The organism is Fimbriimonas sp. LA-C6 (assembly GCF_055398105.1).
In genome coordinates this window covers 859,995-882,451 of sequence record NZ_AP038796.1, presented here as the reverse complement: position 1 = coordinate 882,451, position 22,457 = coordinate 859,995, and the positions used below count along the sequence as shown (strand labels likewise).

The 22,457-nt window shown below is 52.8% G+C and carries 19 protein-coding genes; 10 read left to right on the top strand and 9 right to left on the bottom strand.

Features of this window, described 5'->3' with window-relative positions:
- Window positions 1–534: 534 nt before the first annotated feature.
- From purD to ACZ51B_RS04180, 4 genes are read right to left on the bottom strand one after another with little or no spacing between them, the layout of a single operon-like run.
- The gene (gene purD, locus ACZ51B_RS04195; RefSeq protein ID WP_464295982.1) at window positions 535–1,800 is read right to left on the bottom strand and encodes a phosphoribosylamine--glycine ligase; all 1,266 of its coding nucleotides are present in this window, start codon (window positions 1,798–1,800) and stop codon (window positions 535–537) included.
- Complete coding sequence (locus tag ACZ51B_RS04190) at window positions 1,784–3,505, bottom strand: AIPR family protein (RefSeq protein ID WP_464295981.1); 1,722 nt, start codon at window positions 3,503–3,505, stop codon at window positions 1,784–1,786. Before ACZ51B_RS04190 ends, purD begins: the two co-directional genes overlap by 17 nt.
- 24 nt (window positions 3,506–3,529) lie before the next feature.
- Window positions 3,530–4,930, bottom strand: coding sequence for a replicative DNA helicase (dnaB, locus tag ACZ51B_RS04185; protein WP_464295980.1), 1,401 nt, complete (start codon window positions 4,928–4,930; stop codon window positions 3,530–3,532).
- Window positions 4,931–4,982: 52 nt separating this feature from the next.
- Window positions 4,983–5,297 carry a hypothetical protein gene (locus ACZ51B_RS04180; protein ID WP_464295979.1) on the bottom strand — a complete coding sequence of 105 codons (315 nt, stop codon included), beginning with the start codon at window positions 5,295–5,297 and terminating at the stop codon, window positions 4,983–4,985.
- 84 nt (window positions 5,298–5,381) lie between these two features.
- Between ACZ51B_RS04180 and ACZ51B_RS04175 the strand changes: the two genes are divergently transcribed.
- The 5 genes from ACZ51B_RS04175 to ACZ51B_RS04155 all read left to right on the top strand — a co-directional run bounded on the left by ACZ51B_RS04175 (window position 5,382) and on the right by ACZ51B_RS04155 (window position 10,551).
- A complete protein-coding gene (locus ACZ51B_RS04175; RefSeq protein ID WP_464295978.1) occupies window positions 5,382–6,257 on the top strand; it encodes a hypothetical protein in 876 nt (291 codons plus the stop codon).
- A gap of 78 nt (window positions 6,258–6,335) precedes the next feature.
- Entirely contained in the window at window positions 6,336–7,799 is a 1,464-nt protein-coding gene (locus ACZ51B_RS04170) for an Nramp family divalent metal transporter (RefSeq protein WP_464295977.1), read from the top strand.
- Complete coding sequence (locus tag ACZ51B_RS04165) at window positions 7,765–8,658, top strand: cation diffusion facilitator family transporter (protein ID WP_464295976.1); 894 nt, start codon at window positions 7,765–7,767, stop codon at window positions 8,656–8,658. The genes ACZ51B_RS04170 and ACZ51B_RS04165 overlap by 35 nt, the downstream gene beginning before the upstream one ends.
- Before the next feature lie 36 nt (window positions 8,659–8,694).
- On the top strand, window positions 8,695–9,144 hold the full coding sequence (locus ACZ51B_RS04160; RefSeq protein WP_464295975.1) for a hypothetical protein: 450 nt from the start codon (window positions 8,695–8,697) through the stop codon (window positions 9,142–9,144).
- A 30-nt stretch (window positions 9,145–9,174) separates the two neighbouring features.
- On the top strand, window positions 9,175–10,551 hold the full coding sequence (locus ACZ51B_RS04155) for an MBL fold metallo-hydrolase RNA specificity domain-containing protein (protein ID WP_464295974.1): 1,377 nt from the start codon (window positions 9,175–9,177) through the stop codon (window positions 10,549–10,551).
- An 8-nt stretch (window positions 10,552–10,559) separates the two neighbouring features.
- Here the strand turns inward: ACZ51B_RS04155 and ACZ51B_RS04150 are convergent, their stop codons facing one another.
- The 3 genes from ACZ51B_RS04150 to ACZ51B_RS04140 form a co-directional block, all read right to left on the bottom strand.
- Window positions 10,560–11,978 carry a sensor domain-containing diguanylate cyclase gene (locus ACZ51B_RS04150; protein ID WP_464295973.1) on the bottom strand — a complete coding sequence of 473 codons (1,419 nt, stop codon included), beginning with the start codon at window positions 11,976–11,978 and terminating at the stop codon, window positions 10,560–10,562.
- Between the two features lie 169 nt (window positions 11,979–12,147).
- Window positions 12,148–13,374 (bottom strand): dihydrolipoamide acetyltransferase family protein, encoded by a 1,227-nt coding sequence (locus ACZ51B_RS04145; RefSeq protein WP_464295972.1) that lies wholly within the window; start codon window positions 13,372–13,374, stop codon window positions 12,148–12,150.
- A 181-nt stretch (window positions 13,375–13,555) separates the two neighbouring features.
- Window positions 13,556–14,581: an ROK family protein gene (locus tag ACZ51B_RS04140; protein WP_464295971.1), complete on the bottom strand. Its 1,026-nt coding sequence runs from the start codon at window positions 14,579–14,581 to the stop codon at window positions 13,556–13,558.
- A 140-nt stretch (window positions 14,582–14,721) separates the two neighbouring features.
- Here ACZ51B_RS04140 and ACZ51B_RS04135 point away from each other — a divergent pair, with 140 nt between their 5' ends.
- The 4 genes from ACZ51B_RS04135 to holA are packed head-to-tail and all read left to right on the top strand — an operon-like array spanning window position 14,722 to window position 20,028.
- Complete coding sequence (locus ACZ51B_RS04135; protein ID WP_464295970.1) at window positions 14,722–15,681, top strand: AAA family ATPase; 960 nt, start codon at window positions 14,722–14,724, stop codon at window positions 15,679–15,681.
- Window positions 15,678–16,910, top strand: a complete 1,233-nt coding sequence (locus ACZ51B_RS04130; RefSeq protein ID WP_464295969.1) for a DUF58 domain-containing protein — start codon at window positions 15,678–15,680, stop codon at window positions 16,908–16,910. Before ACZ51B_RS04135 ends, ACZ51B_RS04130 begins: the two co-directional genes overlap by 4 nt.
- The gene (locus ACZ51B_RS04125) at window positions 16,907–18,967 is read left to right on the top strand and encodes a DUF4129 domain-containing transglutaminase family protein (RefSeq protein WP_464295968.1); all 2,061 of its coding nucleotides are present in this window, start codon (window positions 16,907–16,909) and stop codon (window positions 18,965–18,967) included. The genes ACZ51B_RS04130 and ACZ51B_RS04125 overlap by 4 nt, the downstream gene beginning before the upstream one ends.
- Window positions 18,964–20,028 (top strand): DNA polymerase III subunit delta, encoded by a 1,065-nt coding sequence (gene holA / locus ACZ51B_RS04120; protein WP_464295967.1) that lies wholly within the window; start codon window positions 18,964–18,966, stop codon window positions 20,026–20,028. Before ACZ51B_RS04125 ends, holA begins: the two co-directional genes overlap by 4 nt.
- 65 nt (window positions 20,029–20,093) lie before the next feature.
- Here the strand turns inward: holA and ACZ51B_RS04115 are convergent, their stop codons facing one another.
- Complete coding sequence (locus tag ACZ51B_RS04115) at window positions 20,094–20,684, bottom strand: TetR/AcrR family transcriptional regulator (RefSeq protein WP_464295966.1); 591 nt, start codon at window positions 20,682–20,684, stop codon at window positions 20,094–20,096.
- A gap of 20 nt (window positions 20,685–20,704) precedes the next feature.
- A complete protein-coding gene (locus tag ACZ51B_RS04110) occupies window positions 20,705–21,343 on the bottom strand; it encodes a hypothetical protein (protein WP_464295965.1) in 639 nt (212 codons plus the stop codon).
- 289 nt (window positions 21,344–21,632) lie between these two features.
- Between ACZ51B_RS04110 and ACZ51B_RS04105 the strand changes: the two genes are divergently transcribed.
- On the top strand, window positions 21,633–22,385 hold the full coding sequence (locus ACZ51B_RS04105; protein WP_464295964.1) for a DUF4397 domain-containing protein: 753 nt from the start codon (window positions 21,633–21,635) through the stop codon (window positions 22,383–22,385).
- Window positions 22,386–22,457: the final 72 nt, after the last annotated feature.

Genomic DNA, 22,457 nt, shown 5'->3' with positions numbered 1-22,457 from the left:
TGCCGCGTTTACAACGCTCGGAGATTGCGTGGGCGGCTCCCAGGGCTTACGCCACTGGGCTGTGGTATGCCGGTCTTTCAGACCTCTGGATTTGGTGAGCAGGCATTGGTAGTGAACACGCTTTCCGGCCGACGAAGGGACTGGTTCGTTTAGGGCGTATGCCGCGTTTACAACGCTCGGAGATTGCGTGGGCGGCACCCAGGGCTTACGCCGCTGCGCTTTGCTATGCCGGTCTTTCAGACCTCTGGATTTGGTGAGCAGGCATTGGTAGTGAACACGCTTTCAGGCCGACGAAGGGACTGGTTCGTTTAGGGCGTATGCCGCGTTTACTACGCTCGGAGATTACGTGGGTGGCTCCCAGAGCTTACGCCGCTGGGCTGTGGTATGCCGGTCTTACAGACCTCTGGATTTGGTGGGATCGGGACAATTGCTCTTGGCTTTGAACATCGAGGGTGATGGGAATCCGTCTATTGTTGTAGAGCAGGGATCGAAGAATTATTAGGAGCACTTCGTTCGTGCTCCTAATAATTTATTCTAGATGCTTCCGATGTCTTTTCGGAAGAAGGCACCTTCGAACTGGACTGCTTCGGCGGCTTGATAGGCTATAGATTTGGCTTCTTCTAGTGTGGGGGCGCTTGCGCTGGCACCTAGGACTCGGCCACCGTTGGTTACTAGTTGGCTATTTTTCTCCGCTGTGCCTGCATGGAATAGTTTGGCTCCCGAAGGGATTTCTTTGAGGGAGATTGGCAGGCCTTTTTGGATGGGGCCGGGGTAGCCGCCGCTGGCTACTACGATGGTGACCGCTGCGTTTTGGAGGACCTCGGGCGGGGTGATCGGTTTTCCTGTGGCGGCTTCGTGGAGTGCGGTTGCAAAGCCAGAACCGAGTCGGAGCATGACGCTTTGAGTTTCGGGGTCTCCGAAGCGGACGTTGTACTCAAGACAGTAGGGTTTGTTGTCGACGACCATGACGCCTGAGAAGAGGGTGCCGCGGTAGGAGATGCCTTGCTCGTGGAGGGTTTTGATGAGGGGGGCGACCATCACTCGCTCTGCTTCTTTGATGAGGTCTTCGCTGATCCAGGGACAGGGGGCGAAGGTTCCCATTCCGCCGGTGTTTGGGCCTTGATCGCCATCAAAGGCTCTCTTGTGATCTTGAGCAACCGGGAGGCTGACGAAGTTGTGGTCTCCGACGATGGTGAGGAGGCTGAATTCTCGTCCGATGAGGCGTTCTTCGATGACGACGGTGGTGCCTGCTTCTCCGAACTCTTTGTGGACCATCATGCGCTCGATGGCTTCGGTTGCTTGGTCTAGGGTTTCGGCTACTACTACGCCTTTCCCTAGTGCGTTGCCGCTTGCTTTGACGGCCACTTGGCGCCCTTGGCTGTAGAACTCCTTGGTGTACTCCAGTGCCGTGGCTGCGTCAGTGAAGCTCTGATATTCGGCGGTTGGGATCGATGCTGCGCGCATCATGTCCTTGCTGAATGCCTTGGAGCCTTCTAGGTTGGCGGCGCGTTGCTCGGGGCCGTATACGGCTATTCCTGCGGCTCGTAGGGCATCGGCTAGGCCATCGACTAGGGGATCTTCTGGGCCGACTACTACGAGGTCGATCGAACGGTTTTTGCAGAGATCGATGAGGGCAGGGAAGTCTTTGGTGGCGACGTTTGCGACTTCTACGTCAGCAGCAATGCCTGGGTTACCGGGCGTGCACAGGGTTTCGGTTTCTTGGGAGAGCTTCCAAGCGAGGGCATGCTCGCGGCCTCCGGAGCCTACAACGAGGGTTGATGGATTATTGAGGGGTTTCATCGAAAAGCAGATATTGTCGGACTTCTTGTTGAGAAGGGTCGTCGCTTAGAATCTTCTGTGCTATTTCCTTGCACTTGGAGTTGTTCTTAAACAAGCTAGTTAAATAAGTATTTGAATATTCATTTTCTACTATAGCTTTAAGGTGTGATGCTATCTCGTTAGTTGCTGAAATAATACGAGGTTTGATTTTTTCCAAATCAAACATGCCTGATTTGAAATCGATATCACTAAGTTTTTTGAAAACGCAATACTGAATTAACCGATTTCCATGAATTAATACGTTAACTTCCCGGTCAGTAATATTCTTTCTCCTAGGGCTGCTCGCATCTTCAATGCATCTGTTCGTCATAACTAGGTTTCTTATCTTTGCTCCAGTAGTAGTTTGATTGAACAGTCTTGTGTAAGGTTCCTTTGATGTATCTTCCCATAAACGGCCGATTTCTCGTTTTGCTTGAACTGCATAAGAAATGTCCTTTTCGTTGCAGGCAAGTGCGACTGTCGCTTCTTCTAGATCGAAGGCTTTATTACTCGACGCCAGAGTTTCCCCCGATTTGTATACGTACTTCCACCCATCAATTTCAAGCTCCTGAAAGATCCTCTCTTGCTGAGGATCAAGGGCTGCAAAGTCTTTGCGCTCAACTTTATTCTGTGTGTTAGTAGCTCTGGTTACCCGAAGACCAAAACCGTCTGGTGTCCCGGTAAGAGAAATAAACCTAACAAAAACCTTAGCATTTTCAAGACAAGCTGGATTTTTCAAATACGAGTTATAGATAGAGCCAACCGTTTGTGCACCATTAACAACTGACACGCCTTCAACTACAAAAGAACCTGTGCTCCTATCTGACCCACCAATGGGCTTTTTAGTGAAACTGTTGCAAATGATTGTTATTCCATTGTTGTAGTACCAAAAATTCACATTTTCCTTCTCAAGGGTGCTTTGAATATTGTCGTTTACTTCTGTGCTTCCAATGAAGCGCCTTAGGTTTTTATCGAAAAGATTAGGGCCGTGATCAGCATACCAATTAGCAACTTCTTGAGCATGAATGCATCCATACAATGCTTCGTAGGGTTCTTTGACTTGTCCCCAATGGTACAGCATTACCTCAATTGGTATCGTGAGGCTATCAGTCTGGTATTTGACTAGTCTGTGAATATCTTGTTGGTTTAGAGAGTTGAAATATGCTACTTGAGTAGGGTCATTGAGTTCGTCTACGTATTGATTTAAACACTCTCGAGCCTCGGAGGAGAGCGGTTGGGTGCCAGTGTAGGAAACTATGAGCTCAATCTTGCACTTCGCATCACTCAAGGCAGCGACAATTTCTGGTTTGATTAGTTGAAATTTATCGTTAAATTTATCGAATTTTGTTGTAAGTACATCCTTGACTCCCTGTATGAATTTCTGTACATCTCCTACTTGTGGGGATTTGTTGCCTTGGTTGTTCCACTTTGACTGGATTATATATAGGACTTTCTCATTAGTGTCGTAATGGATGGCATCTATGCCGTTATCCTTGAAGCCATCAATCGTATGAAGACACGCCGAAGAGGGGTCAATTCCTGACTTAATTGAGAGTATGTATGCTGCAAGTCCTCGTGATAGAGCGTTCGTCTTATCTGGGTCTCTTGTAATGTCCGAAGTGTCCAGTGAAGGTAATATCGATTTTTCGATAGCTGATCTTATATGGTTGATATGGACATCGCTCATAATGTACCAAAATAGTATACAGTTTTACTCTTCAGATCCGGCAGACCAACTGCTGCGGTCGAGGTTTCGGTAGCGGGCGTAGCTGGGCTGGAAGCCGAGCTTGACGACGCCGGTGGGGCCGTTTCGGTGCTTGGCGATGATGACTTCGGCCTCTTGGACTTCGTCGGTGTTGATGGATTCCTGGCGATGCTCTTCCTTGGCTTTGTAGTAGCTGTCTCGGTAGAGGAGCATGACCATATCGGCTTCTGCTTCGATGGAACCGGACTCACGGATGTCGGCTAGTTGGGGGCGTTTGTCTTCTCGGTTTTCCACGCCTCGGTTTAGCTGGCTGAGAGCGACCACTGGGATCTCCAGTTCTTTGGCCATAGACTTGCAGGCGCGGGCGATTTCTGAGATTTCCTGGACGCGGTTTTCGGACCGTTTGCCGCCTTTCATGAGCTGCAAGTAGTCGATGACGACCATGCTGAGTCCTTGTTCTGCTTTGAGACGTCGGCATTTACCGCGCATCTCCAGGGGGGTGATGTCACTGCCGTCGTCGATGAAGATGGGCATGCTGTACAGCGTTTCGCAGGCGTCGGCGAGGTCTTTGTAGGCTTTGTCCGAAATCTTGCCTGTTTTGAGCACGTGGCCCGAGACGCCGCTGATCATGGAGGCCATACGACGTACGAGCTGGATGGAGCTCATTTCGAGTGAGAAGATGGCGACGCTGCCGCGCTCTTCGTTTTTGGCGATGCGCCTTGCTACGTTAACTGCAAAGTCTAAGACCAGAGAGGTTTTACCCATGGCGGGACGTGCGCCGATGATGACGAAGTCGCCGGGATAGAAGCCTGTGGTCATGGCGTCTAGGTCGGTGAAGCCGACTCGTAGGCCGGACATGGGGATGCCGCTTTCGACGATGTTGTCGACGTCGACGAAGAACTCTTTGGCGAGAGAGCGGACGGATTGGAAGTACTTACCGAGCTGTCGACGACCGACGCCGAAGACGATTTGTTCGGCTTTGTCTACTTTGTCCTGCGCTTCGGACATCTCGGGGTCGTGGACCACGCCAATGATGTCTCGACCTGCGTTTTCGAGCTGTCTTAGGCTGCTTTTGTCGAGGACGATCTGCGCGTAGTAGTTTGAGTTCGCGGCGCTGGGCACGTACATCGCGATTTCGAGCAGATAGTCGGGGCCGCCAACATCGGCGAGCCAGCCTCGGGTCTTGAGGGCTTCTTCAAGCGTGAGCTGGTCGATGGGCTTGTTGGTTTGAAGCAACTGCCGCATCGATTTGAAAATCATGCGGTGAGCAGGGCTGTAGAAGTCGTCGTCTTCCAAGATGGTGACGATTTCTTCCGCGGCTCGTTCGGAAAGGAGCATCGAGCCGAGCGTGCTCATTTCCGCTTCTAAGCTGTAAAGCGGGACGAGTTCTTCGGGTCCGTATGCCATGGGGGAAAGATATTATGCCCCCAAAACGCCTAGGTTTGGTGTTTCTCGCTGGCTAGATGCGGATGTCGAGGGAGCGATGGAACTTCCACCAAATCCAGTTTCGGATTTTGTAGAAGATGGAACGATTTGGCTCCGGTCCTTCTAGGACTGCGTTGGCGAGTTCGGGGCATCGATCGATCAGTTCATCAACGGCTTGATGGATCTTGATTGGGCTGTGTTCAAATCGACCCTGCCACCGGCAGACGAAGCATTCGTTGTTTGTGTTTGCGTTCACCGCGCCGCAGAGCGGGCAACACTTGAGATTCTCCGTCGCGAGTTTGCGATGAGCTTCAAAACGCATGCTGTCTGTTTGTGATCTTTCTGCCATTCCTATCCCTTGTTCGTCCCATAAAACAATCGGCGTTTTGGAGCAGTTTCTGTACGGAATCAAACACAATCCTAGTGAGCTTGAATGAGAGACCTCACCTCCAATCCCGCAAAACTGTTCGAATTCGCAGGGTCTGACTGCCTCTACAAAGATCACCACGCCAGGCGAGTGCTGGCTGATGTTGAAGGAGCGGGCGAGTATGCGATGACAGCTAGCTGCCCTGTGCAGATTTTTGTGGATGAGGTTCTGGTGGATGCGCTCTCTGGAAGCTTTTCGCAGAACTTATTGGTGGTGTCTGCTGAAGAAGGGCATGCGATGATCAGTGTTGGTAAGCATGTTGAGATTGGCGACATTATTGAGTCTGGTGGCAGATTTGAGGGGTGTGGTTGGCTGGTGGGAGCCAACGGGCCGGTTCAGCTGGATGGGAGTCATCAGGATCTTTTGTGGAATGAAGCTAGGTTTCCGGTTCCGTTCTTTCTTGGGGTGAGTGGGGAAGAGTTCCAGATTGTGCCGACTGAACGGCAAGCTGCTCTGGTGGCTCGATTTGTGATTGATGATGAGCAGGCTTTGAAGGCGCTGCAGTGGAAGGTGCAGAACATCTCTGCGATTTCCGAACTGGACAGCGCTCTGCCGGACGGAACTGCCTATAAGGGACCTATTGCGAGCCATTTGAACGCAGCTTCGATGACGGTTGCTGTTCCGAAGGGATGTACTGGGTTGCTGCTTCGCAAGATGTATGACCGGTTTCATGGGCGACAGCGAGCCCGCGTGATTGTGGATGGCAAGTTCATCGGCTGGTGGTATCAGCCGGAGCAAGATCGAAAGACGCGTTGGGCTTGGAGTCAGTTTTCTTTTGAGTCAGATGTGCTCGAAGGGAAGGATGAGATTGTTCTGACGATTGATCCGCCTGCGGGTGCCCCCCTCTGGAGTTTGGGGCAAATGGAAATCTGGGCGCTTTAGGCACGAATTCTGCAAGGAAAGGGAACAATAGGTGTTGCCTTGTTGTAGAAATGTAGTAAGGTATTGAAAGTGTAACTGATGTTAAACTTTGCTGACATGAAAGCGTTGGTGACGAAGAGCAGGTCCGAGTTGTCGCTCCCTGACGTCAACGGCACTGTTCAGGTGAACCAGCACAAGGGTTTTCGGCGGTTTCTGGCTTATGCGGGACCGGCGTATTTGGTCAGCGTCGGTTACATGGACCCGGGTAATTGGGCCACTGACTTAGAGGGTGGTTCGCGGTATGGCTATGCGCTGCTGTGGGTGATTCTCGTATCGAGTCTCATGGCTGTGTTCCTCCAGACGCTGTGCGCTCGGCTCGGGATTGTGGCTGGCAAGGACCTTGCTCAGGCATGTCGAGATCTTTATCCAAAGCCTATTGCACGCGGGTTGTGGGTGTTGGCTGAGCTGGGGATTGTTGCTTGTGACGTGGCCGAGGTCATCGGTTCGGCTATTGGGTTGAAGCTGCTTTTCGGCATCGATCTGCTTTGGGGCGTTTTGATCACTGGCTTTGATGTCCTGCTTCTGCTTGGGCTGATGAAGTTTGGTTTCCGCAAGGTTGAGGCGATCACGTTGACGCTGGTTGCGACAATCTTTATCTCCTTTGGGATCAACATCTATTACGCTCATCCCAATTGGGGCGGGGTTGCGCATGGGTTGGTGACTCCAGCTCTGCCTGACAAGGACGCTTTGATGATTGCAGTCGGCATATTAGGCGCGACTGTGATGCCTCATAACCTGTATCTCCACAGCTCGATTGTTCAGACTCGGGATTACGGTGATGGAAGGGCAGATAAGCGCGTTGCCGTTCGGATGAGCACGCTTGATACCGTGATTGCGCTGAGTGGGGCGTTCTTTGTGAACGCGGCGATCTTGGTGCTTGCTGGTGCTGTTTTCTACCAGGCGGGGCATGTGGTTAAGGAGCTTGAGGACGCGAACACGTTGTTGAGACCCGCGCTAGGCGGGGCCGCGTCGACATTGTTTGCCGTTGCGTTGCTGGCTTCTGGACAGTCTTCTACAATGACAGGGACATTGGCTGGTCAGGTCGTGATGGAAGGTTTCGTCAAGCTGAAGATTACGCCTTGGCTGCGGCGATTGGTGACGCGTGGTCTTGCGATCATTCCGGCTGCTTTGATCGTGACGGCTGCAGGACACGAGACGAATCAGGCATTGGTGAACTCGCAGGTTGTTCTCTCCATGCAGTTACCGTTTGCGGTGATTCCGCTTTTGATCTTTACTTCTAAGAAGAGTTTGATGGGCGAGTTTGCGAGCAACCTTTGGGTTCAGTTGATTGGGGTGGTGGTTGCTGGGACCATTCTCGTTGCCGACGTGTATCTGCTTGCGACCAACTATGGTTGGGAGAAGGTGGCGGTCGGTGTGGCTTTGATTGCTGCTTATGGCCTTTGGGCGGTTAAATCCTCGCGTAAATCTACAACCGTGAGTCGAGAGTTGTGCCACAGTGAACGGACTGATGGCGTCGAGCCCACATTCTCCGGAAAAGACTAAAGCTAATGCTGCGGGTCTGTCCCTGGTTTACAACATTGGCCTAACGGTCCTTAAAGTGGTGGCAGCCTTTGCTACCGGCTCTGTCAGCCTTGTGTCTGAGGCTGCGCATTCGGCTACCGACGTCATTGCTTCTGGAATTGCCTATGCGTCGGTGAGGGCTGCTTCAGCTCCACCTGATGATGAGCATCCTTACGGGCACGGGAAGATCGAGAGCTTGGCTGGGTTCGCTGAGTCGATCTTGCTTTTGATGATCGTGGTTTATGTTGTCTATGAAGCGATCGCTCGGTTGTTCAATCCGCATGGTGTGCAGAATTTAGACTTTGGCATTGTGGTGATGGCCATAAGCGCCCTCACTGCCTTTCTGGTGTCCAAATATGTGGGTGCGGTCGGCAAAAGATCCCATTCGCTTGCGCTCAAGTCCAACGCACAGCACTTGATGGTGGACTGTGTGACGAGTATCGGCGTGTTGATGGCGCTTGCCATTTCTCGGCTTACCGGCTGGCAGCGGGCGGACTCGGTGATGGCTTTGATCTTTGCGGTTTGGATCGCGAGAGGCGCGTATATGATGGCTTTCGAGGCGTTTCAGCAGTTGATTGACCGTCGGCTATCTGATGAGGATCTTGATGCGGTCCATTCGATCTTGAAGTCTGATACTGAGGTGTTGAGTTATCACCGATTACGGAGTCGCCAGTCTGGCGATATGCGATACATCGACCTGCATGTGGTTGTGCCGAGAGACTGGTCGGTTGTGCAGGCGCACGACATTGCGGATCGGCTAGAGGACCAGATTGAGGAGGCTGTGAAGCCTGCTCAGGTGGTGATTCACATCGATCCTTACGATCCTAGTAAAGCTCACTAGGTTTTTGCTGTCGATTCCTGGCAAATAACCCATACGATGGTCGCATGGATCCTATATTTGGGCGCAACGGTGACGGTCGGGTTTGTAGTTGGTTTCCTGATTGGCCTTTTTCGTGCTGGACAAAACGAGGGTAAGCCGTTTCGCAGTTTCGGGATCTGTATCTTCCTGGCGATGGCACTGCCGTTTGCCTGGTGTGAGATCTTGACCAAAATCGGTGGGACAAACCTTGGGCTCGCCGTGAAGAAGATTTATCCGGAGTTGCCGATCAACGGCGATTTGGCTTACTACAAGATCACTTCCTTGCAGAAGGATCAGGCCAAAGTTCTTGTGATTGGCAAAGAGACCGACAAGTGGAATGCGGAAGACCACGTTGTGGTTGAGGCCAGCCTTTCTTTGAAGAACAACTCATGGGGGTTGGATAAGTATAAGGTGCTTCACTCAGAGCGTTTGGGGAAGGATGAGTCTACGTTCCCACCTTACCGATAGAGGTTGATCGGCTCCAAGTAGAATGCCAGTATGCAGACGATTGGCTTCTACGGTGCAGCTGAGACGGTTACGGGTTCACGGCACCTTCTGACGATTAACGGAAAGAAAGTTTTGGTGGATTGCGGTCTCTTTCAGGGGACGCGCGACTCTCGTCAGATGAATTGGGAGCCGTTTCAGTTCAATCCTCATGAACTTGATGCGGTGGTCGTTACTCACGCGCACATGGACCACATCGGTCTGCTGCCCCGGTTGGTCGCTCAGGGCTACCGCGGGCCAATCTACGCGACTCCTGCCACTATTGGTCTGTGCAAAATCTCGCTTCCCGATTCGGCTCGGATCCAGGAGGAAGAGGCTCGACATGCGAACAAACATGGATCGCGGCACAATCCTGCTTTGCCACTCTACACGGAGTCTCAGGCTTACGATTGTCTGAAGCTGTTTAAGCCAGTCACCTATGGCGTGTCGCATCCGCTGCCAGGGAAGGCCGTTTTTACTTTCCAGCCTGCCGGACACATTTTGGGGTCGGCGTTTGCGGAGATTACGTTTGAGAACGGCGAACGCATTCTGATGTCGGGCGACCTGGGGCGATACAACACACCTATCATTCGTGATCCGTCTGTTGTGACCGATACGGAGTATCTGGTGATGGAGAGCACGTATGGCGACCGTTTGCATGCTCAGGAGGACACCCTTGGACGGTTGGAGCAGATCTTTAAGGAGGCTATGCAGAACGGGTCTGTGGTGGTTATTCCTTCCTTTGCCATTGGTCGCACTCAGGAGTTGATGTATGCCATGAGGGTGTTGCAGGACCAGGGAAGGATGCCTCGGATTCCTGTCTTCATTGACTCTCCGATGGCGATTTCGGCCACGAAGCTTTATGCGGACAGCAAAGAGGAGCACGACGAAGATATGAAGCTATCCGTGGAGGAAGGGCGAAGTGAGCTGGAACCCGAGGGTGTTTCGTTTATTCGAGATCGTGAGCAATCGAAGGCTTTGAACAGTCAGAAGGGGCCGATGGTTATTATTAGCGGCAGCGGGATGGCTAACGGTGGTCGTGTTGTTCACCACTTGATGCACCGAATCAGTGATCCGAGCACTGTGGTTCTGTTTACTGGATTCCAGGGTGCTGGAACCTTGGGAAGGCGTTTGATTGAGGGTGAGAATCCGGCACATATCTTGCATCAGGAAGTGCCGGTGCGGGCGAAGATTGAGAAGCTCAACTCGCTTTCCGCCCATGCTGACTCGGGAGAGATGTTGCAGTGGCTGGGGAACTTCAAGCGGGCGCCGAAGATGACCTACTTGGTGCATGGCGAACCTCCTGCACAGCTAACCCTCAAGGCGAAGATTGAGAAGGAGCTTGGTTGGAATGTAGTGATTCCTAAGCTCAACGAGACATTTAATTTGTAAGGCCTGTTCTAAGCCGTGACTGAGTCGGGGAAGTCGATGTGTGTGACTCGATTTCTCCCTTCTCGTTTGGACTTGTAGAGAGCGTTGTCGGCTTCTGAGATGAGCTCGGCTTTGGTGGCATCTGGCCGGTAGGTGGTGCATCCAAAGCTTGCTGTGACGACTCGGTTGGGCCAGTCTGCAGTTTCGAGCGCTGTTCGAATCCGGTTCACAAATTCGACGCAGTTTTGGGCTGGCATTTTGGGTAGTACGATGGCAAATTCTTCACCGCCATATCGTGCAAGGAAGTCCGTGGCTCGGATTTTTTCTTTGACGATGGTGGCGACTTGTCTTAACACCGCGTCACCGGCTGGATGGCCGTATGAGTCGTTGTACATCTTAAATTGATCGACATCCATGAGCACCAGGGAGAACGGCGTGTTGGTATGGATGAGCTCGTCCATGAATTCTTGGAATGCACGGTGGTTATTGGTGCCTGTCAGTCCATCGGTGATTGCGAGGGCTGTTAGCTGCTCGTTGGCAGATTCTAGTTCGAGCTGTCGGATCTGAAGCATGAGTTGTGCTTCGTTTGTGAGGGCAATCTGGGTCTCCATCTCGCTCTCGTATTCCTTCTGTGCGGTGATGTCTTTTGTGAACACGTAGAAGCCTGCGGGGCTATGAGTGGTTGCGTCGTACTTGACCAGGGAGACATGGTACCAACAGGTTTCGAATCGAGCGTTGGAGAGTCTGCATTCGCAATCGCTTTTCCCTTGCTCGCGCATCTCGGCGATGGCGACTCCGAGGGTGTCGAGGTCGTCGAAAAACACGTGCGAGTCCAGGCGTGCTCCTTTGATTTGAGAAACTTCTAGACCGATTTGCTGTGCATAGGCTGGATTGACTTCGATGTATTTGCCGTCTGAGTCTATTTTTGCGAAACCTTCGAGCGCGTGTTCCAGCATTCGCAGGTGCTCTTGTTCGGCACGGATCACTCGCTTGATTGCCGAGGTGTTTGTGAGGTGGACTGTGAGCCCGTTGTGCTCCGGAAAAACTCTAACGGAGTACCACTCACCCACTGTAGAGTGGTATTCGCACTCGGTATACGAGGCCGTAGAAATAGCGGTGCGGAACGCTTCTTCGATGCTTGAACCCGCTAGCGGCGGATACAGCTCCCACAGGGTCTTGCCGATGAGTTTCTCTGATGCAAATCGTAGCAGCGTTTCAGAGGCTCGGTTGGCATAGGTGATTCTCAGCTCGTGATCGACTTTGAAGATTCCTTCAGAAGTTCTTTCGAGTAGTGCTGAGATGGCTTCGGTCTTTTCGTGTAGGAGCGTGTTGATTCTTCGCGATGTGAAGATGAGTCCTGCGAATCCCAGCACTCCGATGGTGATCCCTACTGGAAGGAGTGAGGGGGTCGAGAGGGCGGTTGCGCCGCCTACGAGCGCAAGATACAAGCTTGCACCGGCCAGACGCTGATGTGAAAGCGTCTTGCTATTCCGGTCACCATTATTTTCGGATACAAAGAAGCCCTTTCGCACCAACCTTTAAGGTCGGACTTTTGATCGTTGTTCCGTATACAAAATGTGTAGGGAACAACGATCAGAGCGAAAGGGCTGGTTGAGCTTATGCCAAGAGGCGTGTTGGATTCTCTAGGTATGCACGAACGATGTTGATGAACTTCGCTCCGACTGCGCCATCGACCACTCGGTGATCGAAAGAGCAGCTGATGTTCATCTTGCTGCGGATTTCGATCTCGTCTTGGTCGTTTGCTACGACTTTCTTTCTCACGCTGCTGATCGCGAGGATGGCGGCGTTGGGCTGGTTGACGATTGCGAGGAAGTTATCGACGTCCAGCATTCCCATGTTGGAGATGCTGAAAGTTGAACCGGTGACTTCGTCCATGCCCAGTTTGTTCTCTTTGGCTTTCTTGACCAAAGAGCGGCTTGCCTGACCGATTTCTCGAAGAGAAAGGTGGTTTGCGTTCTTGATGACTGGGACGGTGAGTCCGTCTTCAATGGCTGCTGCGATACCGACGTGGATGCCGCCGAACTGTGTAAGAGTGGTGCCTTGGAAGACCGAGTTGATCTCGGGCATGTCTTGAAGTGCGAGGGCGCAGGCCTTTACGACGAAGTCGTTGATGCTGACTTTGCCGCTCTCTTCCTCTTCGAACATGGCTCGTAGAGTTGCGATCTTCTCGACATCGACTTCTACGGTGACGTAGAAGTGAGGTACCTGCTGTTTGCTCTCCGTGGTTCGCTTCGCAGTGATTTGGCGAAGGCGAGAGAGTTGGATGACCTTGTCTTCGGCGGTAACTGCAACCTTGGCCGGAGCTACCGGAGTTGGTGCAGGTGCTGCTGCGGGAGCTGGAGCCGATGTTGGAGCGACGCTGATGAGGTCTTTCTCCACGATTCGTCCGCCAGGGCCAGTGCCTTTGAGAGTGGAAAGATCGATGCCTTTTTCGGCTGCAATCTTCTTCGCTAGAGGTGAGGCTTTGATGCGAGCTCCGTTGGTGCTTGCTGCTGGGGCTGCTTCAGCGGGAGCTGCTGTTGGTTCCTCGGTGGTAGCTGGAGCTGATGTGTGGTCTCCAGTTCCCCAAGTGTCGGGTAGCTTTTCGCCGTCTTTGAGAATCGCTGCAATTGGTTGACCAACTGGTACGCTTCCGCCTGCCTCTAAAAGAATTCCTTTGAGGATTCCTGTACCGGGGGACTCCAATTCGAGTGTGGCTTTATCGGTCTGAATTGTACCGATGACTTCGCCGGACTTGACTTTTTCGCCGTCCTTTTTCAACCACTCGAGAAGTGTGCCCTCCTCCATTCCGTCGCCCATTTTGGGCATGATCACTTCGACCATTACGCTTATGAACCCTCCGCCATACGGCTAACTCAGATTACCCTCAGACGATGAGGGTAAATAACTTACGACTTGTTTTCTTGCTGATCGCTTGACTCTTTCGTATCTGATAACTCGTCTTCAACTGTGTAGTTGTAGAGTTTTCGATCGCCAGATATCTCGAATGTCTCGCGTTTTAAATTCAGTTCCGGTTCCATTTGAGTGCCTCCAGAGCGAGCGCGGCGCCGCCTAGCATGCCTGCGTCGTCGATCTGCTCTGCCATTACAATCTTGGTGTCATCGAAAAGGGACTTGATCGCGACGTTGCGAGCAGCCTTATAAGCTGGTTTCAGGATGAAATCACCTGCCCGGGCAATGTTGCCTCCAATTGCCACGATGTCCGGTGCAAAGATGTTGACGTAGTTGCCGATCCCGATACCCAACATGGTACCGACCTCTTCCCACACTTCGATACAGACTTCGTCGCCTTTTTCTGCGGCATCGCTGATCAGTCGGGGGGTAATGCGTGAAAGGTCTCCTTCGACGATGTCGTTAAGGAGTGAGGTGCGTCCGCGTCGGATGCGGTGTTGGGCGCGTTTGATGATTGCATCGCGCTGGCAGTAGGCTTCGATGGCTCCGTACTCGCCTGCGTTGCAGTCAACACCTTGATAGGCGATGACGACGTGTCCGAGTTCTGCTCCGCCTTTGTTGCCGCCTACGAGAACGAGTGGCCCTCTGGCATCACCGAGGACTGCATCGGGCGACATGACGACGCCGCCACCTACACCGGTTCCAAGGGTGAGCATGACTAAGCAGTTCGCGCTGTTTCGACCCGAGCCAAAGCGGTATTCACCCAGTGCCGCCATGTTGGCGTCGTTGTCCATGTGGATGGGGAGCGATATTTTGGATTCGAGGAGTGCTCGAATGGGAACGTCCTGCCAGTTCTTGAAAACCCCGTGGATGGTTTCGCCAAAGTTTGGAGCCCAGCGGACGACTCCCGCTCGGTTGTCGATATGTCCGGGGATGGCAAGACCGACCGCTTCAGGCTTGTGGGTTGCTGAGGCTATGGCCTGTTGTACGGTCGAAGCGATGGCGGAAACGGTGGCACCGATACCTTCTTGCCCATGGGACGGGTTTTGATAGCTGGTACCCGCTTCTGTTCCGTCTTCCAGGTAGGCGCATGCTCGAACGTTTGTTCCGCCTAAATCGACACCAATCACACACTTCACGATGCGAGAGGATACCGGCTTAAAGGAAAAAACTGAGAGCGTCGTGACATTGTTCGGCCTAGAAACGTCTTGGGACTAGGCACATTCGACGGATTTGATGCGTAAAGTAGAGGCATCCACGGCAAGTGAGGAGAGGGTTTTTGAACGTAGAACAGATCGCGACGAATTCGCAGGCGATGGTTTCCCAAGTGGAAAGAGTGATTGTCGGCAAGACCGAGACCGTGCGGAAGTCCGTATTGACTCTCTTATGTAATGGTCATCTTCTATTGGAGGATATTCCTGGCGTGGGTAAAACGACCCTCGCAAAAGCGCTGGCTAAGGTGATTGGTGGAGATTTCCGTCGCGTTCAATTTACGCCGGATCTGCTTCCCAGTGATATTACGGGTGGATCGATCTTTAATCAGAAGCAGGGAGAGTTCGAGTTTCGAGCCGGTCCTGTTTTTGGAAATGTTGTCCTGGTGGATGAGATCAACCGGGCCACGCCGAAGACTCAGTCTTCACTTTTGGAGGCGATGGAAGAGCGTCAGGTGACGACGGATGGTGAGACAAGGGAACTGCCCAAGCCATTCTTTGTTATCGCGACTCAGAACTCGGTTGAGATGACGGGCACTTATCCATTGCCTGAAGCTCAGTTGGACCGGTTCTTTGCACGGCTTTCGTTGGGCTATCCGGATCGTGCTCACGAGACGGCGATTTTGAATGAGCAGCAAGTTCGTCACCCGTTGGAGTTGGTGCAGGGCGTTGTTGATCTGCCAACACTGCTTGCGATGCAAGCAGGTGTTCGCGAGGTTTTTGTTCACGAGCACATTCGCGAGTACATCGTGGATGTTGTTCGGGCCACACGTCAGAGCAATCAGCTTCTGATGGGATCTTCGCCTCGTGGATCGATTTTGCTGATGCGCGCTGCGCAGGGACACGCCGCCATGGCGGGTAACGACTTTGTGAAACCGGATGATGTGAAGGCTGTGGCGCCGATGGTTTTGGCGCACCGATTGCTTCCACGAGCCGAGATTCGGGCAAGAGGGCTTACCACCGAGCAGGTGGTTTCGGAGCTTGTTGACTCGGTGAATCCGGTTGAGCCTCAACGAGTGAAGGCATGAGGAGCACCGCGGGCTTTGCGCTAAGTACCGCGTCTATCTTTCTTGCCATTGTCGCGGTTCTGATTGGCTCTCCGGCGCTGTTTTATATTACGACAGCGCTGATTGCTACGATTGGCGGTTGTCACCTGCAGGCGTATTTAGCTGTTCGCGGTTTGCGGATTGAGCGGATTGCGCCCGGCAGTGTGCGTGTGGGTGAGTTGATTACGGTTGAACTCACCATCTCTAGTCTTTACAAGGTTAATCGCACGTTGGTGTCGATTCGGGATAACCTTCCGGCGCGACTGGCGGTCAGTAAGATCTCGCCTAGTTTGCCGATCGCTCCTGCTTACGACATGCCGATCAAAACGCAGTATCAGTTCCGGTCGTTGAAGCGCGGGCGTTTTACTTGGAGCGGATGCACGGTGATCGGATCGGATGCTCTGGGACTTGTTTCGAAGCAGCTTAAGTATCCTACTGAGCCTACGGAGATGTTGGTTCTGCCTCGGCCGATACCTGTCTCGATTGAGATTCCGGTTGCGTCTGGGTGGGGAATTAGTGAGGCAGAGAGTGGGCAGACTCGAGGTGCTGGCATTGAGCCTCGGGGAATTAGGCAGTACAGCTCGGGGGACTCTTTGCGGCATGTTCACTGGAGATCGACCGCCAGGACTGGGCAGCTTTTGGTGAAAGAGTTTGAGGCTGGTTCTCAAGCTGTGTCGTATTTTGTGCTTCAGACGACCAAAGGCACTGACGTTGGCGAGGGTGCTTCCTCTTCGCTCGAACTGATTTGTGGTCATGCGGCTTTCCTTGCAGAAACCTTCTTGAGGCAAGGGATTCGTGTTGCGCTGCCTGGGTTGGATAACAATCCTTCGCACTATGCTCCCCACGAGCGGCTCAACGAGATTTACCATTCGTTGGCCGAGGTCCAGGCAGATGACTCGGCAACGATTTCTGAGCAGGTGGCGACTTTGGCCAGTTCCATTCAGCCTGGTGCGGTGGTATTTGTGATGATGACCGTGGCGGATCCGAAGCTACCGACAGTGGTGTCTCAGCTCGCCTTGCACGGGACGAAGGTGATTCCGCTGCTGTATGACGCAGGAGCGTTCCTTAAGGTGAAGCTTCAGGCTCGGTACAAAACATCGACCAGCGAAGAGTTCATTGGCGATCTCCGAGCGGCGGGTGCGATGCCTACGGTGATGCCGATAGAGTTGTTAGACGAGGCCGCTAGGCAAGAGTTAGAGGCGAACCGATGAGTGAGAAGAAGAAGAGTCGCGATCTGAGTCGGTTAGGACCGATTGATTACGTCCTGATGTGTGTGGCGACTTGTCTCGCCGTCTATAGTGGCGGCATGGCGGTGGGGAAGGAGGCTCTTAGCTTCTTCTTTGTATTCGCTGTTGTGGGTGGGACGATTGTTAGCCTGGTCGTTCGTACAGTCTTAGCAAATAGCCCTATTGTTAAAGTCGATGGGATATTGTATGCCGGCGCCGTCATCTCCGCTGTCTTTTTAGCTTCAAAACTCAACGGTTTTCTGCCGGATGAAGGGTTTCCGCGGGAATTGCAAGCTGCCGGGCTTTTGTGTTGGATGCTCCTGCTGGGTAGCGCGTTGACTTGGAGAGACGGAACCTTACTTTTTCAGGCTATTCCCAGCGTTGCTCTGTTTGGCTTGATCGGTTGTTACGATACCTATAAAGCTGCTCCTATTTTGTTCTTCGGTTTTCTCTTGTGTTTGGCGACTTTGCTCGGGCGTGCTCATTCTCGTGAGATGCTGCGTCAGGCGGTGCTGAGTGGATACTTCAACCGAGCTGACGCTCCTAACACCCCGACCGAGTTCCCTGAGCAGTCTCCTGAGCTTTACGAGGACATTAAGCGCGGACCTTGGAAGTGGCTGGCTGGTCCGCAGTGGGCGATGCTTTCCGGTTTGGCTGTGGTGGTGGTAAGTGCGATTGGTGCTCCTGTTGTGCGCGCGACGGTTGAGCCGATCTCTTCGATCATCAAGGTGACTGCACCAACCATGAAGAAGACGGTGCAGCAGGCACCAGCAAGTCCTGACAATGTACAGACCGTTGGAAATGGACCTATTACGAGTCTTTCGGAGAATCCGGTTTACGAGGCAAGGCTTGATAAGCTGAGGTACCTCCGGTTTGCTGTTTATGACACCTACATTAACCGGGCATGGCAGAACAGCAACCTGGGCAAAGCTGGAGTTGATGGAGGCGGTTCTTTAGGGATCGATTCGATCAAGGGCAGAACCGAATTTGAGTTTATGGTGAAGCCGCTTGGGAGCCCTCGGGTTGTTCCTGTGCCCGTAGGAACGAATCGTGTTTCCACTGCTGGGATGTTGCTTCAGCCCGATGCTGGGGCGGTGGTCTCTGGGAAGACTCCTACGGATGGCGTGAATGGGACTGGGTTCGATTACTCAGCGACACCCCGGAAGGCGCTTCACGAACTGGGGGCTTTCTCGGGGACGATTGACGATACGTTGTCGGTACCGTCTGGGGTTCAGGATTTTACGCAGCAGGCGATTCAGGGTGCTCGGACGGACTGGGACAAGGCTGTAGCGATCAAACATGCGATCGAGAAGCAGTGTAAGTACAACATCAAGGCGGCTCCGACTCCGATTGACAAGGACCCGGTGGAGAACTTCTTGTTTGATCAGCAGGAGGGGTACTGCGACCTGTTTGCCAGTTCGATGGTTTTGTGCGCCCGTTCTGCGGGTATCCCTGCTCGATACGTTGTTGGATATCTTGGTGACTCTCGGTATACCGACTCCAAAGGCAACTACGTGATACGGGATGCGGACTATCATGCTTGGGCGGAGCTTCTGTTTGAGGATGTGGGTTGGGTTGTGTTTGACGCCACTGAGGGCGCTCAGCAGGTGGAAGGCGGGCAGCGTGGTAAGTCTCTGTCGGACCTCACTCCTTGGTACAAGAAGGACTGGGTTACCAATGCACTCAACATCGTGATTGCCGGATTGGGAATTGGAGCTGCGGGATATTGGGTGTACACCAATCGTGCTGTAGGCCGTTCCGCTACGAAGCGTTCGCAGGTAGAGAAGCTTTATGATAGCTTTGCAAGCACGTTGGGCAGAGCCACGGGACGAAGAAGGGCCATCGGTGAGACACCGGACGAGTATTTGGAAGCGATTGCTCCGATGCTGAATGGCGCTGCTGCGGGTGCGCAACAGCTGAACAAACGATTTGTTCGGGCGTTGTACTCGAAGGATTCGCCTGATGAGGCCGCTGTCTCGAGCTTGCGATCTGCGCTGAAAGAGTTTCAAAAGACGGCCCGAGCGGGTATTAAGTCTAAGTGACCTTCTCACCTCAAAAAGTTGTCCGCAGCCGAGTTATTTTCCTAGCGGGTGAGGAGGATGCCCTTCGACGAAGGGCTCTTGATCAGTTGCTAGAAGCGGCCGAGATTGCGAAGGACGACTTTGACTTGGAATCTTTTGACGCGGACTCGCGGTCGCCTAGTGAGTGGGTGGCTGCTGTGAGTACGTCTCCGTTTTTGGCGAACCGTCGTACAGCGGTTGTTCGGCACGTGTTACGGGTGAGTGCAGATCAGGCGAAGACGGTAAATCTTGGCGATCTTCCTGAGACGGCCCTGCTGATTCTTGTGGCTGATGATGAGTCTGGGAGCGACGATAAGCAGCAGAGGTTGAAGACGGTTCGTAAGGGTTGGGAGAAGTTGATTGAGACCACCAAAGGCACGGTCTTAGCGTTTGATCCCGATCCGAAAGCTGCTCGTGCTGGGATGCAGGCGGAGGTCCAACGGTTAGGGAAGACGATTAGCGACAAAGCCCTTGAGGCCCTGGTGGAAATGACGGGTGGGAGCCTTAGCCGAGGTTTGGCTGAGGTTGAGAAGCTCGTCTTGTACGTGGGCAATGCGGACCAGATTCGTGAGTCGGATGTGCGGACGGTTGTGGTGCCTTCGCGTGATTGGAATGTGTTCAAGATGGTCGATGCGATCATCGCTGGCGAGGTACCCGAGGCTCTGAGGCAGCTGCGGACTCTGGTGGGTTCTGCTGGTAAGGCTGAGGATGCGGCGATGTCTCGGATTCTGCCTCAGCTCTCGCGCTCGTTGCGTCTGTTGTGGCAGGCAAGGCTTTGCATTGATGCCCGATGTCAGCCAAACAACGCTCCGGCTGCTGTTCAGGCAATGTTCCCTGAGAAGCCTAATTTAGCCAAGGAGTCTCCGTATCGGCAGACTCAGACTATGACGTCGGCCAGGAAGACTTCGTTGCCGGTGCTGCAGAAGTGTCTTCAGATCCTGTGTGACACGGATGCGCGGTTGAAGGGGAGCTTGGATTCATTCAACGCGATCGATACGTTGGAGCGCATGGTTCTAGAGATGTCCCAGGCGATTCGGCAGTAGCGAAGATATGGAGCCCTGAAATGGGCCAGCTTTGCGCTTCAGCTAAGTAAGGGCTCTTCGCTGAGCTATATCTCAGCCTGAGCGGACTCAAACGTGGCGCTCAAATACTCCAATAAGGACCTCTGTCGACCCTCGTTACGCCAGTTATCAAGCGCAAGCCGCACCGATCCAATTGAGATCATGGCGACCACTCGGAGACCGAGCAATCGCTCAGCCTCCGGCCATCGCTCCCGAAGCGCGGCGAAGACAATCCATTCCTGACTCTCGTAGTGAGCCTGCATACGCGCTTGGAGTCCTGGGGTTGAACGTAATAACTCGTCTATCACGAGGAATTCCTCGGTCATATAGGTTGAAACCAGCCCCATCATCGCATTACATACGACCTCAAAAGGCGTTGCGCCCGTTGCGCCGGATACCGCCGCATGCAAAAGCTCACCGCCGATGCTGAGCTTTGCTACCAATATGTCCTCTTTTGAATCGAAGTAGTAGTGAAGCGTTCTCCTTGATACTTCTGATTCCTCGGCGATCGCCTCAATCGTGGTTGCTGCGAACCCTTTCGCGGCAAACAGCCTGAAACCTACGTCGACAATCCGCTCACGCGTTTTTCGGCGCTTCCGCTCGCGTAGTCCTTCTGGCGTGCCACATATTTCGTTCATTCGCCTCCTATTGTTACATGTTAGAAGCGCACACCAAACTCGACGGTGGCCGAACTGAAGTTGTAAGACTCGATCTTGGGTAACGCCGTCAGTTTTACTTGGATAAAAGCATTCTTCTGGATGCCGGTGCCTAAGATGATGACTCCGCCGTATGTAACTCTTTTGGAACTGATGCCCTCAAGATGAGCGGTTACATCTGCGTAAACCAACCTCATTCCGATCTCTGCATACGGAGAAAATGGCTTAGGGCTGATATGAACCCCATCTTGATCCATTTTGACGTTCATTGGGTCGAGCATGCCGTAACGAACACTTGGTCCAATCGAGACGAGTAGGGCCTTGTTTTTTTCTCCTGCTCTGTTCTGGCTCAAGCTAAGAAAATCGAGTCCGGGCAAGATCATGATCCCCTTTTTTGCAAAAACCGGCCCAAAGCCAGGCGAAAACGTGAAACCACCTTTTCCAAAGGTTTGGCGGGTTTTCTCTGAAAGCACCTGTCCGTAGCCGAAGTTGGCTCCGTACAGGGGAATGTACGGTCGAAGCCTTTTGTCTTCGGCTTGGGGTGACGTTGGAGCGCCGCGATCTTGCGTTTCTTGCGCATAAGCGCTATTCGCGAAAGACAGGAAGACGATTGATTGTGTGATGAAAGTTACAAGTTTCATGTTGCTCAAATGCATTCCGAGAACCGGGCAGGTGGCATGAATTCCAGGCAATTGAGCCCGATTGCTCTCAGCTGAGAAAATTATACTTGCACAAAATGCAAAAATGCACAAAGCGCAAGTATGATGTCAACGTGTTTGAAAGCGGAGGCACGTGGAACGAGTAATCAGTTTTGGTTGCGAAGAAATTAGCCAGGCGCTCTGCGAGCACGAGCATCTCGTTTTTAACCAAGAGGACGGGAGCTACAGACGAAAGTCGAATCAAAAGCGGCTTTTGCTAAGGAGTCACACCATGAATAAAATCGTCCAATCGTGCGCCGCTCTGACGGCGGCAATGCTTGTTATGAACGGCTGCGGCGGCAGTAACGGAACGAGCAGTCTGGCCGGAGCTATCGGCCTAGATCAACCTAGAGTACGGGCCATCAACGCCTTTTCTGGCGTGGGTTTCATGACAGGACAGGCTGGTTCTGATAGCTTCTTGAATTCAAGTATTCCGATTCCTTACAGTGTTGTGGGACCGTATATCATCTCAAGAAATGAAAGCGAAACTGTATCCTTTTTTGACGAGGCATCGAACCTTCTTGCTAGCGTGGGGAACATTCTTTTCCGCATCAATAACTACTACACGGTGGTCGGATACGGAACCAGTTCAAATAGACAGATTGCTCTCATCGAAGACACACACCACACTGCTAGTTCTGGGCGGGCAAACCTCCGGTTCTTGAATGCAATTACAACCGTCGGACCGGTTGATGTCTATGTAACGGAAGTTGGAGCAAGCCTTCCTTCTGTTCCCACTGCCTCATTCTTGGCGGTTGGGAAGGCAACAACGTCACCCGATTACAGTGGTGTTTCTGTACCTGTTGGGGGTAGCACTCAGATTGAAGTGAGGGTTACTCCGGCGGGCAATCGAAATTCGATTCTGCTTGATATCAATCCACTGCGTCTGGCGGACGAAGACCGTTGGACGATCGTCTTTAACGATCCATCGCCGTCGACAGGTCAGTCTTCTATCGGCTATGTAAAGGCACAGGATCGTCCGTAACGGCAGCGAGCAATTGGCTCTGGAGAGATTTCAGGAGTCAGATGCGCACAAAAAAGGGGAGGCAATTCAATT